The sequence below is a fragment of the Psychroflexus montanilacus genome (assembly GCF_020164535.1).
In the GTDB taxonomy this organism is placed as follows: Bacteria; Bacteroidota; Bacteroidia; order Flavobacteriales; family Flavobacteriaceae; genus Psychroflexus; species Psychroflexus montanilacus.
The window spans coordinates 392,609-409,417 of record NZ_JAIQZC010000002.1; the positions used below are offsets into that span (position 1 = coordinate 392,609).

Genomic DNA, 16,809 nt, shown 5'->3' on the forward strand with positions numbered 1-16,809 from the left:
TTCGATATTCAGTATTCTTTTTTCAGTATTCTTTGTTAGGTATTAGGAAATAGAAATAAGTCTTGAATCCTCTGTCAGGTCGAGTGTACCGACATATTTCGTCGGGATGTATCGAGACCTCCACCCTATTCAAATTAAAATTGTATCCATATCAAACCTCTTAGCATTACAGCTTTATCCCTTATCCAAATTTTTTATTAGATATTCAGTATTCAATATTCTTTGTTCAGTATTCGTTTTTTAATTTTTCGTTTAGTGTATATCAATGAGATAGTTTGGATGCTATAGCCCATGAATTTACAAATAAGTTGACTCCAGCTCACATGGAAATGTCAGGGTTACACCCCTTCTTTGCTCTTTCACGTGTTTTTTATGAAGATAGCAGGACTAGCGCCCCTGACTGAAAATTAAATCACAAAGACCTCACAGAAGAGTAAAGAAAGATGATTTCGGGGGCAGAGCCAAAAGCCTAGGGTTAAAATAATCAAGATGCTGAAACCTTAAATGAGGTCTCGCAATGTCTCCTCGAGTGTCCGCTTTTTTTAGCGGATGTATCGAGAGGTGGTTTAATACGAAGAGCTTTAATGAGGTCTCGATACAAATTTTGCTTTTTCTCAAAAGCAAAATCCACTCGACCTGACATTACCTCAGCCACCAAATTACTAGTCACCGATAACTTATGGTAACTTCGATACGTCCGCCAGAGGCGGACACTCAGCCACCAACTCACGACTCATAATTAATCAACATCTATAAAAAGTAGGCTGTTTATTTTATAGATTTTTAATTTTAAACTCTTAAGTCACTTCGAGTACGTGCTTTTTTTTAGCGGATGTATCGAGAGGTGGTTTAATACGAAGAGCTTTAATGAGGTCTCGATACAAATTTTACTTTTTCTCAAAAGTAAAATCCACTCGACCTGACATTTCTCAGCCAACAAATCACTAGTCACCGATAACTTATGGTAGCTTCGATACGTCCGCCAGAGGCGGACACTCAGCCACCAAGTCAATCAACAATTAATTTTAACGACAAGTCCCTTCACTATCCACTATTGACTGAAGACCATTATGCTACTATACCACTAAACTATTACACCGTTTACCAATCACAATTCTCTACACACAGAAAACCGACTACTGAAAACAGTTAACCAATCACCTCAACCCACTTCTCCTTCACCACTTCCCAGTCGAAATGCTCAACCTTTGCTCTTCCGGCTTTGGAGAGCTTATGAGCGAGTTCTGGATTCTTTAGGAGTCTTAACACAGCCTCAGTAAACGCATGCACATCATCGGGGTTTACCAGTAAGGCATCTTGTTCATCGTCTAATAGAAAAGGAATCCCACCCACGTTCGTACTCACCACTGGCAAACCAAGCGCCATGGCTTCGATCACACTCACGGGTGTATTGTCTACATTGGTGGTATTGATAAAGATGTCAAAGTCTTTGGTGTACTCCAGCCAGTCGGCTTTAGGCATACCTCCGGTAAAGGTTATGGGTAAATCATGCTCACTGGCGTAAGTTTTACAATCCTCTATAGAATCGTCTTTAAACGGGCCTACCATACTGAGTTTAGCCTGAGGATGGGTTTTTAGCAATTCTTGTAAAACCTTGAGGGCTAATAGAGGATTGTAAATATGAGCAAAGGACCTAACCCATAACAGATGCGGCTGAAATTGCCGACGCTGCTTAAAGCTGTAGTTCTCTAAATTAATCGTATTGGGGATGTAGCTTAAGTTGGTATAGCCTGCCTTTTCAAAATGATGCATGAGATAGGCAGAGGGAGCCACATTGACTTTGGCTCTGCCAAATAAACGCTGACACTGCTTGGGATGGGAGCTTAAGCGATGTGGGAGATTACCCCCATGTAAGATAGGGATGTAATTCAACTTTAACCGAAAAGCCAACTGACTCACTAAATACGCATACCAAAAGGCAGAGGTACTATAGGTATCAATTAGCAAAACATGAGTCTTGGATCGGTGCTTAATCACCATCAAAAGCATGTCTAATAAGCGAAGAACCTGATTCTTCTGGCTTGAACCAGATATCACCTCATAGCCTTCAGCTTTTAGCTGACTTGACAACACCTCAACCGTAGACACATTTCTCCCCTTAAGCGACAGCTTGTTGCCGAGGTACAGAAGCTGTTTTGGTTTTGTTTTTTTTCTTTGGTTTTGAGGCATAAGTAATGGTTAATAAAGCAAATCCATAAATAAATCCAGGCAAAGCGACCCGCATCGCAGAGTGGTTAATGGTCAAAAACCAGAAAGCGACGAAAGGCAGCATCAACAGGTTTCTGTTTTTAGATAAAAAGAAAGCTAAAGGTATGAGTAGTAAAACTAAAAGTGCAACTATACCAAGAATTCCATGTTCAGCTAACATTCTAGTCACTTCGTTATGACTGGCTAAATTAGATCCTTCTTCTTCAATTCTAAAAAACTTACCCATCCCAACCCCTACGCCTAGAAAAGGATCTTCTAAAAAAGCTTCAAGTTCTTGACTCAAAATATCTCCTCTACCTGATGTAATATCCTGTTCTTCTCCTAAAGCATTTTTACCAGTATATCGGTTTAATATCAACCCTTTCGTTACTGTCATCGCGATCCCCCATAATAAAAACCCTCCAATGCCAAGAGAGATTAATTTTACAGTAGCCTTTGCTTTTCTAATTAGAGAAGCCCAATTGATAAAAAGTAAAGTAAATATTAACATCATCAGGATTGCAGTAATAAGCCCTCCCCTTGAAAAGGTTAACAAACACCTGTAGGTTAGCAAGCCTAAAAAACCAATATTGATTAGGTTTAAAAGTAAGTTCTTATATGGTATTAAAAATCTGATATAAGTAAAAAACATACCTAAGCCTAAAATGGTGGCTACCTGATTCCCACTATAGCCACCAGATGTGGCTGCATTAGATTCTGTCGTGAATACGATCTGCTCCATAGGTGGAGCATACAAAATAATGTAAACCACCATCCCAAGAATGGGTAAAATCATCAGATCAATAATTTTAAGAAGTACTCCAAATTTAATTTGCTTCTGATAGCAAAACAAGGCCGTTGCAAATAAAGATAATGGACCCGATAGATTAAATAAAATAGTTTTTCTAAAACTCTGGTCGAAATAATCAAAATTCAAATAAGAGACGATAACACCTGGAAGCAGTAGTAATAAAAAGACCAAAACAGGCCAGGCTTTTAGTTTAAAGCCTTCATACAGCATTCCCAACAACATAAAGAAAATCACAAGATATTTACCCAGTTCCCAGAAAGGCATAGCTTTCGTCATTCTTAAAAAAATTTCTGCTGCAGCTATATAAGCCGCAGCGCCAAGCGCGTAGTAGGTCTTTTCTTTTTTGGTGACAATTTGGTATATGAAGTAAACGACAATTCCTAATAAATACAGTTGAGCAAAAGCTCGTATCTGACTTACGACCACACCAACACCAACATGAAATGCCAATCCTTTTAAGTGCTGAAAACTTGGTTTATCTAAGCCGAACATTTAAAATTTTTTCTTTTAGCGCTTTGTTATAAAATTCATAGGTAAATCGCCGGGCAAAGGTATAATTTTTAAGCCTAAGCTCGTGAAGTTCGTCTATTGTAAAATCTGACAGCTCAACTAAACTTTCCACTAAAGCTCTAGATGATAATTCTTGCAAAACAAACCCATTATCGCCATGAGTGATATAATCTTCAATACAGGACACCTTTGAGACGATAGGCATACAGCCATAAGCCATGGCTTCACCTACGACTTTAGGAAAGCCTTCAGATTTCGAGGGTAAGATTAAAGCATCTGACTGAGCTAAGATGCTATGCACTTCAGGTTTGGGTAAAAAGCCATGAAAATAGATTGTCATCTTCAACTGTTGGGCTAGCTCTTCATACTTAGCCCGTTCAGGCCCATCCCCAATAAAATGAATAGTTTTGACCTGAATATGCTCAGGAAGCTTTTTTAATGCCTCCAGAATTAGGGGGACGCCTTTATGTTCATTTAAGGCGCCTACAAAACAAAGTATCCAGCCCTGGTCTTTTGGATTTGACTTCTGATATAATGCTGATTTGGCTTGTGTATAGGTATCTTCAGTAAAACACGGATTATCAAAACTTAAAAATTGAGGTTTAGTTTCCCAATTACCGTTGTAAGTGACCTGCGTTTCAGGTTCAATGTAATTTTGAAGCCATTGCTTCTGTAGTCGATTCCCTAAAGGCATATCAGGATCTACCCAGTTTCCCGCATACTTCACCCAGTAAGGCTTGGTAGAGAACCATTTCAAATACGGCAATACATAAAGCCCCATCCCGGTAGGCGCCCGAAAATGAATAATATCAGCTTTCTGAATGCCCTTCTGAATTTGTCTCAAATTCGAAAGGGCTGTCAAAGCGATGTTCAATTTCTTTAAACCTTTCCCGCCTGAAGGTTTTAAAGGGATAAATGTTATGTTGTCAGTATCGGCATACACTAAACTACTTTTTGGAGGTTGTCCTTCATGCAAAGGTGCCACATGAATAATGCGATCAAAGATGCCCAGTAAATGATTGATCTCCGTCACCGTCGATCCCCAGGCTTTGATGATACCGTTTTCATCTTGATAATGTTCAGTATGGGAGATGATGCAGAGGGTCATATGCGTTTTTAGTTGAGCGTTTGGCGTTGTTCGTTCGGCGTTGTTCGTTTTCTGTTGTGTGTTGTCAGATAGCGGTTGTCAATTGACAGTAAACCATGAACGTTGTACTGTAAACTATTAGCTATTTTTCTTTAAAAATCGAATTAACCCGTGAATGATCTTCTTCACAGTTTCCGTTTGATTAAAAACTTGATGATCTGATTTGATTAATTTTAATCTCGAAGCTATAATGAGCTGAGTTTCTAGTTCCAAAGACGAACCTAAAGCAATTTCAACAAATCGTTTATAGTCTTTATTAGAGTTTCTACTTTGCCCTTCAGCTATATTTGATGGAATGGAAACAGATGCCCTTCTCAATTGACTTACCAATCCAAACTTTTCTTCATTTGGAAAGTCCTGGGTTAATTCATAAACAAGTTGAACCAGCTTCATTGATTCTTTCCACGCATCAAGATCTTTGTAATCCATTGCAATAGTTTTTCGTTATTCGTTGAGCGCCTACTGTTGCTCGCTTTTCGTTTAATGTTATGCGCTTTCATCTGATATTAAACTATTAGCGGTAAACTGTGAACGATAAACTGTAAACGAGACAAATATACGACTATACCATTATACCACTATTCGAACTCCCCCAACACCTCCACATATTGCTTTCCGATTTTATCCCAGGTAAAATGAGTGCTCCAGGCTTTGGCCTGTTTAGCATATTGACTTTTGTTAGTAATGATTTTATTGACTGCCGTGAAAATTTGAGGGACATCATGAGGATTAACCAGAAGTCCAGAATACTCCTGCCTAATCGCATCTTCAATGCCACAGTTGATGCTGCCGATGGCTGGCAATCCCACAGCATTGGCTTCCAGAATCGCAATGCCGAAGCCTTCCACATCACCAGTAGTGGTTTGCTCACTGAGCATCATAAATACATCGGATTGTTGCAGCAGTTGAAATTTCTCTTTTTCTATCACTCGGCCGTGAAACTGAACATACTTTTCAATGTTTAAGCTTTTCGCCAACTCCATCAACTGCTTTTGATTGGTCGGAATGCCTACACAATGGTAAATCAGTTTTGGATAAGCCTTTAAAAGTTGAGGCAGAGCTTTGATGACGTTATGCTGACCTTTACGTTGGGTTAAGTTACCCACGGTAATGAGTTGTATAGTAACTGAATGTTGAATAGAAAAATCCTCAACTTCAAATTTCGGTTTGTCAAATCCGTTAGGAATCACACTGGTGGATGTTAAACCTAAATCTTCAATCAATTTGAGTGTAAATCGTGAAACGGAAATCACATGATCCAAGCGTTTTAAAGACCAGTTGGTGAAGGTCCTGGCTAACGCATTGGAAAGCTGAACTTCACTGCCATGAATGATCGCCACTATAGGCTTTGAAGAGAACAAGGATAAAACTCCGCCCACCCACAACGGAAATTTACCAGAGACTAACAATAAATCATTTGACTTCAGCGACTTAAAACTGGTCAATAAACGTTGAATGTAAGTGATGACGATAGTTGACTTGCGTTTGACCCGAACCACTGAAAACTTTTGCTTGCTATCAAACTCACGTTCTTCTGCTCCATCTTCAGAACGCTGATCGGCCACCACAATCACCTCATAAAACTCAGATAAATAGTTCGCCAGCTGATGGGCATGATTGCCAATTCCCCCTGGTTGGGGAGGGAGCTCGGAAGTGAGGAAGAGGATTTTTTTCAAGTTCGTTTTAAGTTTACTGTTGTTCGTTGAGCGTTTATTTTTACGGTCGTTCGTTGTTCGTTGTCCGTTGACGGTAGCCGTGAACCATCAACTATAGACAAATATACAACTACAGAAGGATTTAACTAAACACCCTCCTTGCCCTGACTTTGCCATGATAGACAGCCAGGCTACCTCACTTATTCAAGCTCAGCACAGGCTAGGGATGGATTTCTCCTATAACTATCCCCTTCGGAGGGCTTAGATTGTCGACTGTGAACTGTCAACTGTCAACTGTCAACTAAAAACTGGAAACTATTTCTCCAAATCCATCGGCCTTACGAATTCAATGTCTTGACCAGAAGCTATCAACTGTTCCAAAAAGTTTTTAAAATTCGCCAGGCTCTCTTTTTTGTTAGGGAAATCCAACATTAAGGGGTGGGCGCTGATGGTGTAGGTTGGATGATTAGTATTCAGAATATGATCTACGATATAAGAGTCAAAACCCGTGTAGTGATTTTCCAGAACGGTGATCCCTTTGTAATTGATCACTCGCCCTGTAGGATTACGTTTGACTTTGAACAGTTTTTGAACTATGGTTTTAAAAGTCACCCTTACCCATTTGTATTGGTTCTTTTTCAATAATTTAATAATCGACTCATTATCTGCAGCCTTAAAAAAAGGATACACACCACGGTCTCCCCAACTAAAAGCACCACGCTTTAGCCATGACATAGGTCGGTTATGTGGAGGCACAAAGCCTGTTATTTTTTGTTGATTTCCAATCGCCTTTTCCAGCGCTAACTGACTTCTTTTTAAGCTCTTATCTACCTGATTCCACTGAAAAATCGAGGACCATTCGTGTCGCCAGGAATGCGAAGCTACTTCATGACCGCGATCATGTATCTCTTTAATTAACTTTGGAAAAGTATAAGGCTCAATCCCTTCTTCTGCTGAAAATCCAGTAATCGCAAAACAGCAATTAATTTGATACTGATCAAGAAGGTCTAAAACTAGTTTGACCTGATCCTGCTCTCGTTTGAGATTTGAATAATTATAGTTATATGGGTAAGAGGCGTTGATAAGTCCTATTGCCCCGTCAAAATCCCAGATTAAAATGATTTTTTTCAATTCGTTGTTAGTTTATTGTTGTTCGTTCAGCGTTTATTGTTTACGGTTGTGCGTTTTCCGTTGTCGGTTAACGGAAGCTGTGAACCATCAACTATAGACAAATATACAATTACAGAAGGATTCAACTAAACACCCTCCTTAGTCCTCCCTCACTTCGAGAGGCTCAGTACAGGCAAGGGATGATTTCCTACATTAACTATCCCCCTTGAGGGCCTGCCTTACTGGTCAGGTAGAGATCATAAAGGTGTTTTTTTGGACGGTGAACTGTCAACCAAAAACGAACAACTATTCCAACTCTTCAATCTTCGCGCCTTCCTTCAGCTTATCACTCGCCAAGGACCAGGATTTAAAGACCTGAACCAGCACCAAAGGGGAAATCAAAATACTTATCAACACACCTACCACCATCATCAACGAGTTACTCTTATAGCGATACGGCATAATGGAACTAGGGACAGTTTTAAGAAGAGCTAACCTGGCGGCTTCATTTCCATGGTATTTCCTAAATAAATAGACGACACTCGGAATGGGTCTGGGATCCAGCCATTTTTTAGGTCGAAAACCATCCCAGCTTCCCATCTGGCGTAAGCCTCCAGAACCGACTTTTAAGTGCAGCCGCTTAGCGTAAGGATTAGAAATGTTTTGATAGCCTGCCAGATATGCTCGTAGTCCAAACTCTCCGTCGCCCATACGTTGCTTTTCAAATTGGCGATCGAATAAACCGATGTCTTTAAAAATGCCTTTTTTCAACAAAACATTACCAGTATCCAGCTGACTACTGATGCCAAAATGCGCATAATTAGCGGGTATTTTGGCCCCATGAGTTGAAATCGACACTCCTGAGGACAAATCAGACTTAAAATAATCTAAGGTTTTAAGATGTTCAGTGATCCAATCTGTATCCACTCGGGAATCATCGTCGAAAAGTAAAATATAATTTCCCTTACTTTGTTTGATGGCCTTATTCCTGGCTAACCAGAGGGCTTTTTCTTCCTGGTATATTAAATTGATATTCAAATTGAATTCTTCATAAAATTCTTTTTGAAAGGGCTCCGACTGGTCGACTACAATCACTTCAAAATTAGTATACTCCTGTTGTTCTAAATCTTTCAGCACATCTTTGAGGTAGCTATACCGATTTAAGGTCGGGATGATGACAGACACCAAAGGATTCTGCTGAATCAATTCAGATTGAAAATCCTTATACTCTGGGTAATCTATGGGATGTTGATGTTCATTCACATGTTTGACTTGTCGTGTCTTAAAATAGGCTGTTACTTCTTTAAACGGATTTTTAAACGAGGCTAGTCGAATAAGTAATACGTAGAGCACCCAGGCTTTATGGAAATTTTTTCTAACAAAACGGTATTCATCAACAAGTGGAAGGCTTTCAAATTCAGAATACTTGGTAGCCTCTCCAATATAGCCTTTCTGGATCATCCGCCAGGATTGATCATAAACCCTGGCTTCATTTGACTGATAGGCTTCGTCTTTAGGAACTTGATCAAAATAAAAAGCATCTAATTTCTCAACTATTGGAAAGACACTTTCTTCGTTTTCTCTAAGAAGATGAAAATAATGAGTCGGTTGAACGTATTTGAGAAAATTAAATATTGGCATCAAAAATATATCCTTATTAACTATTCATGTGTAACTAAGCTTAGCATTCTATTTAACCAAGAATCTCTTGAAAATTCGTTTATTTTTTCTTTATAAACCTCAATACAGTTTTCTGGTGATTCATATAAATTGAAAGAATTGTCAATCGCCTGAGAGAGTTCCAACTCACTTTCCTGAGATATCAGGAATCCATAAACACCTTTTTCTATGATATCAACAGCCCCTGTTTTCTCTGCTCCTATGAGGGTACATCCATACTGCATTGCTTCAATATATACTTGCCCAAAGGCTTCATTTCTACTTGGTAAAGCAAAAACTCTTGCCTTAGACATATGTTGCAAAACTTCATTATGGCTTCTTCTGCCTAAAAAAACAACATTTTTATAATAATTTTTGCTCTTAAACTGCTCAGAATAAGCACCTATAATATGTAGTTCGCTATCTTGAGGTAAAGACTCTTTAGATAAATTAAATGCCTTTATTAGTAAGTCTGTTCCCTTAACTAGATTACCCTCAGCATTAATAAGGTCGTTACCTACGTGGAGTAAAATATTTTTTTTAAAAATTTCCCCTTTAAATTCAAAATTTATTGAATTAGGTACAACTTGAATTCGATTTTTAAGATGTGGATAAATTTTAACTAATTCACTTTTCATATTGCTAGACAAAGTTATCATATTGTCTAGACTACGATATCTTAATCTATTTATTAAAGATTTTTTAAAAAATGCGCTTTGATAGGTAGCATACCATTTGAAATTAATAAGATAAGAAAGTAAGTCAACATAAATGTTTGATCTAAATGTCGAGATAACAACATCAGGTTTAATTCTTCTGAACACTTTATAATACTGCTGAGCCAATAAAAAAAAATGATCGTTTTTATTATAGAAAATAACTTTAATTAAACCATAATCTGCTCTCTTGGTATCAGACAAATGATATACTTCATGCCCTTTTTGAGAAAGCTTCAATGCTAAATCCTGGTATTGTTTATGGCTAGGAATATTATTTATTGTATCTACTAATAAAACTCTCATACTCGTGAATTAATACTTTCTAGCTATTAAAATCAAATTATTTAAAAATAAACTGAAGATTTTCAGACATAACCCTAATGATATTTTCTTTAATTTTTACTAATTCTAACTTTTCAAAATTTATTTTTGATTTCTGTTTAATTTGATTAATAGCTTTAATATCAAATTTCTCACTTCTTAAATCTATAAAGTCATGTTTAATATTGAATGCTGAATAATAATCTACAAATTTATGATTCCCCCCAGTTAACTTATCTGAAAGTTTAATATGAATATTTGGTATTCCAAATGAGTCAGCAAAGATTAAACCATGGAGAGATGACGAACCAATTGCTTCACACTTCAAAACATTAGAAGCTACTAATCTACTTTTCTCTCTAGGGTTAATGATCAGTACATCATTAAATTCAAGACTTTTTAAACTATCGTAATCTTGACTATGAGGAATTATTCCTAATTTATATTTTTTTGTCTTTTTGAGGTCATTGTAAACTATTGAAGCAAGTAGCCCTGGATCACCATAAACAACATCTTTAGCTGAGCATTGTTGGGCTGAAAGTGGACCTCTTATTAATTTTACTTTCCAATCATTTGGAAACCTTTTAAAACCAGATCTTATAAAACCACTTCCAAGTATAAATCCATTAAAATCATTTAGGTAAGATCCTAAAATAGATCCAGTTAGAGAAACTTGGCTTTTTTTATAATCTTTAGTCCAAATTAAATTATATCCGAAATACTTAATTAAATCGAAATTAAAATTATCTCCAAAATTTCTAACATCCGCAAACTTTGAAACTATTACCTTTTCCCCTTTAACTTTTAAAATTATAGACTTAAGGTTATAATAAGAAGTTTTAAAATAATCATATATGTAATAATAGTACTTCATTTAATTTATGTAATAGTTTTAAAAAAATTTCCAATTCTTAGTTGATTTTCCCATAGTTTTCGATTGGCCTGCATTAAGCTGTATAAACTTTCTTGAGTATGAGCCTCATGAAAGAATTTGACTTTTTCTGAAACTTTACCCCTATCTTTAAAGTCAACCCATACACAGTGTTCCTTCCAGTTTATCTTATTTTCTAAAGGTAATAAAGAATCGGTGTTGATAAAAACAGGAATGCGTCCCATGGCTAAGGTCTCATAAAAGCGGACTGAAAAATTGCCTCCACCCCTTACACATAGCACATAGTGAGAATCTTTGATGTTATCGTAAAATTCCTGTGTCGTTTGGTGTTTATCCTTATGTCTAGTCACTCCTGCCCTATACTTTTCTCTTCTGATGAAATTGGTGGTCACTACCTTAGAAGCTTCCAATCTATCCAAAAGCTGAGCCCTTAACAGAGAAGTCGACTGAATGGGCTGGGGAGGATTTTTTGTTTTACCTATTTTGAACCTCATGAGATGGTGTAAACGAATCAAATGCTCTTTTAAAACCTGCTTCAGACTTGAATTGGCCTGGCCACAAAACCCAACGATAGGTTTAGAATCATAGTCAGGCAAGCTTAGTTGTGAAGTCTTGTAAAACTTCTGTAATGGATCACCAATAAATACGGGCATCCCTATATGCTGTTCTGACAACTGACTTTTATGTCCAGAGTTGCGAAAAACTAGATAATCTGCTTCTAACTTCAAATCTACTCCAAAATCACCAGACATCCAGGTCCACACTTGTTTCCCCTTAGCATTTGCCTCTAAAATATACTGTTTGGCTTTATCAACTAAATTATGCTCTACATAGTAATTCCAGGACATCGTCAATATGCAGATGTCTGCAGCCTTAATATTAGTCACATATTCAACCTCTGTTTCAGAAACCTGATACATCTCTACACGTTCCAAATCTGTAAACCTTGAGGATTTAATGAAAGGTTTCAAATAAGGGAAGAGCTGTCCTCTAAAAGCAGGATTATAATGAGAAGATAAGTAATGAATATTTTGCATTGGTTTTTTATCTATAGCTTATGATCATATCCCACCAGAGCATTGCTTTTTCTAGCGATACGGTTATAGACAAACCGATTATACCAATTCCAGTCCTTATATCTTCCTATAGATTTAAAGTCTTTAGTTTTTTCAAGCTTACCCCAATTCTGAACGTGTTTTTTTCTTCCAAAATAAGATGAACCCACTACTTTCGCATTTACAGCATTTTGAAGTTCTTGCTCTGTATATTCAACATTAGCATACTCAAATATTTGCCTGATGTATTTTTCAGGCTCTTGAACGATGCTTTCGTATTTCACTTCTAGGTACCGCCCTTTAAGTTCCTCTCTCAACTTAAGTAACTGGTTGGTGTGTTTCACATAAGCTTTGGAATACGTATACATATTGTATCCAGAACGTGTTTTAATCTTAGATTTCAGTTTAGAAAAGTCAGATTTACTGTTTCTAATCAAAGTTGAAGCCTTCAGGGAAGAGGCGATTAAATCTGGAGCAGATCGTGTTAAGATGATGAGCTTACCTTCAGGGAAAAATTCGTAAAACCATTCTAAGTTATACAAAGAAGGATTTTTTAAAAACAGTGCCTTTTTTTCAAGCTCAAAGTCATGACGCAGGTAGTCTAAGAAGCCTTTTGCAAAATAAGGGGCCATCTTCTTAGCGTCAATAGCTGGAGAAGCAAAAAAAGTGGAGTTGAAATTTCTTACCCATTCCTGGTAATGACTAATAGTTTTATCTGGAAAAAAAGGGAATTCGCCTTTGGAAGTTGATTTTGGCAAACTGTCTACCGACTTGATTTCTGAAAAAATGCTCCCCATAAAATTTGTTCCAGACCTTACTGAAATTCCAGCACATAAAATAACACTCATAGCCTATCTATAATTATAAAACGCATTAAACTTCTCCTTTTGCTGTTTCAAAGTAAATTGATTTTGAACTCTTTTTATCGCCTTTTCTTGAATTTTTCTCTTATCCTCTTCATTGAGCTGAATCACTTCCCAAATTTTCTCAGCTAATAATTTAGGCTGAGCTTTTGGAACCAGCAAGCCTGTTTGGTTATGTACGATGTTTTCCTTTAAAGCACCAGAATCAAACGCAATGCAAACTTGACCTAAAGCCTGAGCCTCTAAAACTGCATTGCAAAAACCTTCGCTCAAACTAGTTTGAACATAAACATCACTTTCACTAAGATAGTTTAAGGTTTCCTGATGTGTTTGTTTGCCTAAAAACCTTATGTGATCTTTCAATTTCTTTTGATAAACGTGGTGAAGGTAACGTTCTGTATGTTTTATGTCACCTTCACCAATGATGCTCCATTCAAAGTCAATGTTTTTTTCTTTTAGATAGCTCGCAGTTTCTATCAAGTCATCAATGCCTTTGATCCAGTGTAACCTGGCTATCGTTAATAATTTTAATTTCCCTGAACTTTCTGCCTGATGCTTTGGAAGGGATTTTAACCTTTCAAAGTCAACAGCAGGAGTGATAATTTCATAATCTAAATGAGGTGACAAACCTAAACCATAAGCTTTATGAAACAAGTACTTAGAGATGCTATGCACTTTATCCACCTGTTTCCAAAGTAAAGAATAACAGTTTTTTTGTTTTAAAGGATAGACATCCATATCATAGCCTCTTAAACTAACCGCTAATTTAGCACCTATGGCTTTAGCCACTAACTCCCTATCTACTGCCATAGTAGCGAAGCCAAAATGCAGCCAGTCTGTTTTGATCTTTAATAAGGTAGCGTTGATGTAGATTTTTTCAAGAATCTTTTTGAAGCCACTCTCTTCTTTACGCTCTAGTTGAATGAACTTAATTAGTCTTTTTATGTATGGAAGTAAGCCTATAAAAACAATCAGCATTTTGAAGACTTGAACTAAGTTATTTTTGCTCACTTTAGGATGCTTTAGATGCTTACAGGCCTCAAATATGGTCTCTGTAGCCGCTGTTACCAAAATCACTTCATGCCCACTCTCTTGAAGCCCCTGGATCTTGGATCTAAAAAAGGTTTCAGAATAACCTGGTGGTTGTGGAAGGATGAGGGTGATGGTCATTTTTTGGTGTATTGGTGTATTGGTGTATTCGACTATTCGACTATTCGACTATTCGAAAATAAGGTTCAAATTTTACTTTTTACATACTTCTTATATCCTGATAATAATTTCTGGTTTTTTCTATCATAGAAAACAAAGATTCTTCAGCTTCAGCGTTAAGGTAATTTAGATTTTTTGCTATAATTAGCTGTGTGTCTAATTCAGCTGCTGAACCGATCGAATAGCTAACAAAGTTATGAAGCTCTTTCCAGCCATTTCTTCCACTACCTTCTGCTATATTTGAAGGAATAGAAACAGCTGAGCGTCTAATTTGATTAGTCAAACCAAATTGTTCGTTTTTTGGAAAATTTTCGGTGTGCTTGTAGATCAAAGTCACAAGCTCTATACTGACTTTCCACACATCTAATTCTTTATGGTTCATAATAGTGAGTTTTTTTTGTGTATTCGAATATACGACTACTCGACTATTCGATTATTCGAAATTACAGTTCATAAAATTTCTGCCCAAATTTCTCCAGCACCTTCAAAATTAATCCTTTCTCGCCCTCATTCAAAAACTCCCTGTCATCATTTTGACCTCTTACTGTTGACTTGGGGTGCGCTTTAGTGGAAGGTTTTTTGTACTCTTTTTCAATGCCATCTAAAACCTCAATTCCTAAAGTAGCGCACAGGTTTTTATACACCCCAACATCTGTTCTTAAATCTTCATGTTTGACGATGTGGTAATTTTGGGATTGATTTGCATTTAAATCTTCAATCACCACTACATTTTCTATACACCAACGCAAAGCCAAAATCTCCACTACACTTTTAGATTTATAGTCTTCAACATGGACTTGATACTTATCGGCCAAAATATTTTTGAGATCATTTTGCTTTGCAAAATAAGACAAGTCGTAGAGCCAGGGAAATTTGACCCGCTGCTGAGATTTGATTACCTCATAAGGGTTCCTAATCACATGAACTACTGGAATGTCGTAATACTGATTTAAAAAAGGAGCCATTAGGTTTCCTCGAACGAATTTTATGATGAATTGTTTGGGGAGGAATGGCCACAAGTGCATTTTATACTTTCGGTTCGAGTTTTGAGCGATCCAGTCGGAGTTCACCCGGTTTTTTAAGACGTGTTCCAGATACTTTAGTCCTTCTTTATACTCGAGATAATTGCTATTTATAATCAACTGGTCGGCAATTAAATGACCGCTTTTAGTTCTCTCGGTATGTTCCGGCTCAAAAAGCATCCGGTAACGAAAGACCTTAGCCATGTTTTCACTTAGCCAGCTAGTGCCACTTCGGGCGGTGCCCACCACAATCACATGTTTATTAAATTGACTCATACACGACTTCTCTGGAATTTATAAAGGTTTCAAAAGCATACTTCTCTATCACATTTTGTCGCATCTGTCCTCCAATTGTTTTCAATTCGTTAGTTGACAATTGCTGCGCTTTATGAAGTAATTCAGTAAGGTCTTTTACATTACTGGCTTCGAATAGCCAGTCTTCAAAGCCTTCTAAAATATCAGTGATGCCTGAGACTTTAGAGCCTATCACGGGCACACCCATGCTCATCGCCTCTACTGGTGCAATCGGCATGCCTTCCCGTTTGCCTTCATTTTTGGTTGGAATGACAAACACATCTGCAATGGACAAAAAATTCTGCACTTCCTGCTGTTTGCCTGTAAAGGTAATATTAGAATACTCAGGCAAATACTTATCCTTTAAAGCTTTCACATAATCTGTTTGATCATTCCCCACCAATAGCAATTTGATATTGGGGATTTGAGACTGTATCACAGCTTCAATCAGAATTTCAATGCCTTTCACTTCTACCATATTGACGACTGAAATCACTACAAAGTCAGTTTTAGAAATTCCATTCATCACAGCTGTAGGCTGGTGATAATCCCTTGGAGAATAAAAATCGGTATCCAGGCCCAACGGCAAATAGGTCGCTTTAACTGATGGAATCGGATTAAAGAATTCAGTCATCATGTCTTTATTGATGGCGATTACCTGATGGCTTAGCTTAGACCTCCAAACCCAGGCTTTATTCCCCCAGCCCATGGCTTTTTTCGTATACACAAATTTCTTTCCAGCCAGCCTCACTGCCAGAGGTTCTGAAAAGTCAGAGCTCCAGTGCCAGGAATGGACGATATCCCAGTCGTGTTGTTTAAAAAACCAAACCACTTTCAATAATCGAAAGGGAAAGGACCAAATGGGTTTGTAACCCGTTTCATAATCAAAGACATGAATCGGCACCCCGAGTTGTTCCACCTCCTTAAAAAATGCACCCCTAGTATGTTTTACCAAAATCTCAGGGGTAAAACGCTCCTTATCCAAACCCTTCACCAGATCATACACTACCTTGCCGCTACCGGCCGTGTCGAAGTTGGGGATGGTGTAGAGGATTTTTAGTTTTTTCATTGTTTCGTGTAATAGAGTAGTCGTGTAATGGTGTATTGGTTAATTAGGTCAAAAATAGCATTTCAAATTTGTTTATGTTCAAGATAAGATCGTAAATATTTAGTGTCATGCTGCCCCGAATGGTCGGGAGTTTCAGCACCTTATGAGTTTAGATTTTTAATATGAAATTAAACCCTTAGACCAATTCTTATATTATTTTATTAAATCTTCGAAATTTTAAAACCCTGAAATAAATTCAGGGTGACAAAAATATTTAATTATTTGT

General features: G+C 37.3%; 16 protein-coding genes. 1 reads left to right on the forward strand and 15 read right to left on the reverse strand.

The window, feature by feature from the left end; translation table 11 throughout:
* Window positions 1–961: 961 nt before the first annotated feature.
* On the forward strand, window positions 962–1,153 hold the full coding sequence (locus tag LB454_RS08635; RefSeq protein WP_224464261.1) for a hypothetical protein: 192 nt from the start codon (window positions 962–964) through the stop codon (window positions 1,151–1,153).
* On the opposite strand, the gene LB454_RS08640 is transcribed toward LB454_RS08635, so the two are convergent.
* The 15 genes from LB454_RS08640 to LB454_RS08710 form a co-directional block, all read right to left on the reverse strand.
* On the reverse strand, window positions 1,150–2,190 hold the full coding sequence (locus LB454_RS08640; protein ID WP_224464262.1) for a glycosyltransferase family 4 protein: 1,041 nt from the start codon (window positions 2,188–2,190) through the stop codon (window positions 1,150–1,152). The genes LB454_RS08635 and LB454_RS08640 overlap by 4 nt on opposite strands.
* Window positions 2,120–3,511 carry an O-antigen ligase family protein gene (locus tag LB454_RS08645; protein WP_224464263.1) on the reverse strand — a complete coding sequence of 464 codons (1,392 nt, stop codon included), beginning with the start codon at window positions 3,509–3,511 and terminating at the stop codon, window positions 2,120–2,122. The genes LB454_RS08640 and LB454_RS08645 overlap by 71 nt, the downstream gene beginning before the upstream one ends.
* Window positions 3,495–4,637 (reverse strand): glycosyltransferase, encoded by a 1,143-nt coding sequence (locus LB454_RS08650; protein WP_224464264.1) that lies wholly within the window; start codon window positions 4,635–4,637, stop codon window positions 3,495–3,497. The genes LB454_RS08645 and LB454_RS08650 overlap by 17 nt, the downstream gene beginning before the upstream one ends.
* 117 nt (window positions 4,638–4,754) lie before the next feature.
* The gene (locus LB454_RS08655; protein WP_224464265.1) at window positions 4,755–5,105 is read right to left on the reverse strand and encodes a four helix bundle protein; all 351 of its coding nucleotides are present in this window, start codon (window positions 5,103–5,105) and stop codon (window positions 4,755–4,757) included.
* 149 nt (window positions 5,106–5,254) lie between these two features.
* Window positions 5,255–6,352 carry a glycosyltransferase family 4 protein gene (locus LB454_RS08660; RefSeq protein WP_224464266.1) on the reverse strand — a complete coding sequence of 366 codons (1,098 nt, stop codon included), beginning with the start codon at window positions 6,350–6,352 and terminating at the stop codon, window positions 5,255–5,257.
* 294 nt (window positions 6,353–6,646) lie between these two features.
* Entirely contained in the window at window positions 6,647–7,462 is an 816-nt protein-coding gene (locus tag LB454_RS08665) for a polysaccharide deacetylase family protein (RefSeq protein ID WP_224464267.1), read from the reverse strand.
* A 285-nt stretch (window positions 7,463–7,747) separates the two neighbouring features.
* Window positions 7,748–9,082, reverse strand: coding sequence for a glycosyltransferase family 2 protein (locus tag LB454_RS08670; protein WP_224464268.1), 1,335 nt, complete (start codon window positions 9,080–9,082; stop codon window positions 7,748–7,750).
* 20 nt (window positions 9,083–9,102) lie between these two features.
* Window positions 9,103–10,122 carry a glycosyltransferase family 4 protein gene (locus tag LB454_RS08675; RefSeq protein ID WP_224464269.1) on the reverse strand — a complete coding sequence of 340 codons (1,020 nt, stop codon included), beginning with the start codon at window positions 10,120–10,122 and terminating at the stop codon, window positions 9,103–9,105.
* A 37-nt stretch (window positions 10,123–10,159) separates the two neighbouring features.
* Window positions 10,160–11,014, reverse strand: a complete 855-nt coding sequence (locus LB454_RS08680) for a polysaccharide pyruvyl transferase family protein (protein ID WP_224464270.1) — start codon at window positions 11,012–11,014, stop codon at window positions 10,160–10,162.
* A gap of 5 nt (window positions 11,015–11,019) precedes the next feature.
* Complete coding sequence (locus tag LB454_RS08685) at window positions 11,020–12,069, reverse strand: exostosin domain-containing protein (protein WP_224464271.1); 1,050 nt, start codon at window positions 12,067–12,069, stop codon at window positions 11,020–11,022.
* An 11-nt stretch (window positions 12,070–12,080) separates the two neighbouring features.
* Window positions 12,081–12,935 (reverse strand): sulfotransferase family protein, encoded by an 855-nt coding sequence (locus tag LB454_RS08690; RefSeq protein ID WP_224464272.1) that lies wholly within the window; start codon window positions 12,933–12,935, stop codon window positions 12,081–12,083.
* A gap of 3 nt (window positions 12,936–12,938) precedes the next feature.
* On the reverse strand, window positions 12,939–14,120 hold the full coding sequence (locus LB454_RS08695) for a glycosyltransferase family 4 protein (RefSeq protein ID WP_224464273.1): 1,182 nt from the start codon (window positions 14,118–14,120) through the stop codon (window positions 12,939–12,941).
* Window positions 14,121–14,199: 79 nt separating this feature from the next.
* A complete protein-coding gene (locus tag LB454_RS08700) occupies window positions 14,200–14,541 on the reverse strand; it encodes a four helix bundle protein (RefSeq protein WP_224464274.1) in 342 nt (113 codons plus the stop codon).
* A 61-nt stretch (window positions 14,542–14,602) separates the two neighbouring features.
* Window positions 14,603–15,457: a sulfotransferase domain-containing protein gene (locus LB454_RS08705; RefSeq protein ID WP_224464275.1), complete on the reverse strand. Its 855-nt coding sequence runs from the start codon at window positions 15,455–15,457 to the stop codon at window positions 14,603–14,605.
* Window positions 15,444–16,544, reverse strand: a complete 1,101-nt coding sequence (locus LB454_RS08710) for a glycosyltransferase (RefSeq protein WP_224464276.1) — start codon at window positions 16,542–16,544, stop codon at window positions 15,444–15,446. Before LB454_RS08710 ends, LB454_RS08705 begins: the two co-directional genes overlap by 14 nt.
* Window positions 16,545–16,809: the final 265 nt, after the last annotated feature.

Bases quoted from the DNA above. Each gene is read 5' to 3' on its own strand.
- LB454_RS08650 (WP_224464264.1), bottom strand. From the start codon at position 4,637: ATGACCCTCTGCATCATCTCCCATACTGAACATTATCAAGATGAAAAC.
- LB454_RS08645 (WP_224464263.1), bottom strand. From the start codon at position 3,511: ATGTTCGGCTTAGATAAACCAAGTTTTCAGCACTTAAAAGGATTGGCA.
- LB454_RS08685 (WP_224464271.1), bottom strand. From the start codon at position 12,069: ATGCAAAATATTCATTACTTATCTTCTCATTATAATCCTGCTTTTAGA.
- LB454_RS08655 (WP_224464265.1), bottom strand. From the start codon at position 5,105: ATGGATTACAAAGATCTTGATGCGTGGAAAGAATCAATGAAGCTGGTT.
- LB454_RS08680 (WP_224464270.1), bottom strand. From the start codon at position 11,014: ATGAAGTACTATTATTACATATATGATTATTTTAAAACTTCTTATTAT.
- LB454_RS08695 (WP_224464273.1), bottom strand. From the start codon at position 14,120: ATGACCATCACCCTCATCCTTCCACAACCACCAGGTTATTCTGAAACC.
- LB454_RS08700 (WP_224464274.1), bottom strand. From the start codon at position 14,541: ATGAACCATAAAGAATTAGATGTGTGGAAAGTCAGTATAGAGCTTGTG.
- LB454_RS08705 (WP_224464275.1), bottom strand. From the start codon at position 15,457: ATGAGTCAATTTAATAAACATGTGATTGTGGTGGGCACCGCCCGAAGT.
- LB454_RS08640 (WP_224464262.1), bottom strand. From the start codon at position 2,190: ATGCCTCAAAACCAAAGAAAAAAAACAAAACCAAAACAGCTTCTGTAC.
- LB454_RS08635 (WP_224464261.1), top strand. From the start codon at position 962: ATGGTAGCTTCGATACGTCCGCCAGAGGCGGACACTCAGCCACCAAGT.
- LB454_RS08710 (WP_224464276.1), bottom strand. From the start codon at position 16,544: ATGAAAAAACTAAAAATCCTCTACACCATCCCCAACTTCGACACGGCC.
- LB454_RS08675 (WP_224464269.1), bottom strand. From the start codon at position 10,122: ATGAGAGTTTTATTAGTAGATACAATAAATAATATTCCTAGCCATAAA.
- LB454_RS08690 (WP_224464272.1), bottom strand. From the start codon at position 12,935: ATGAGTGTTATTTTATGTGCTGGAATTTCAGTAAGGTCTGGAACAAAT.
- LB454_RS08670 (WP_224464268.1), bottom strand. From the start codon at position 9,082: ATGCCAATATTTAATTTTCTCAAATACGTTCAACCGACTCATTATTTT.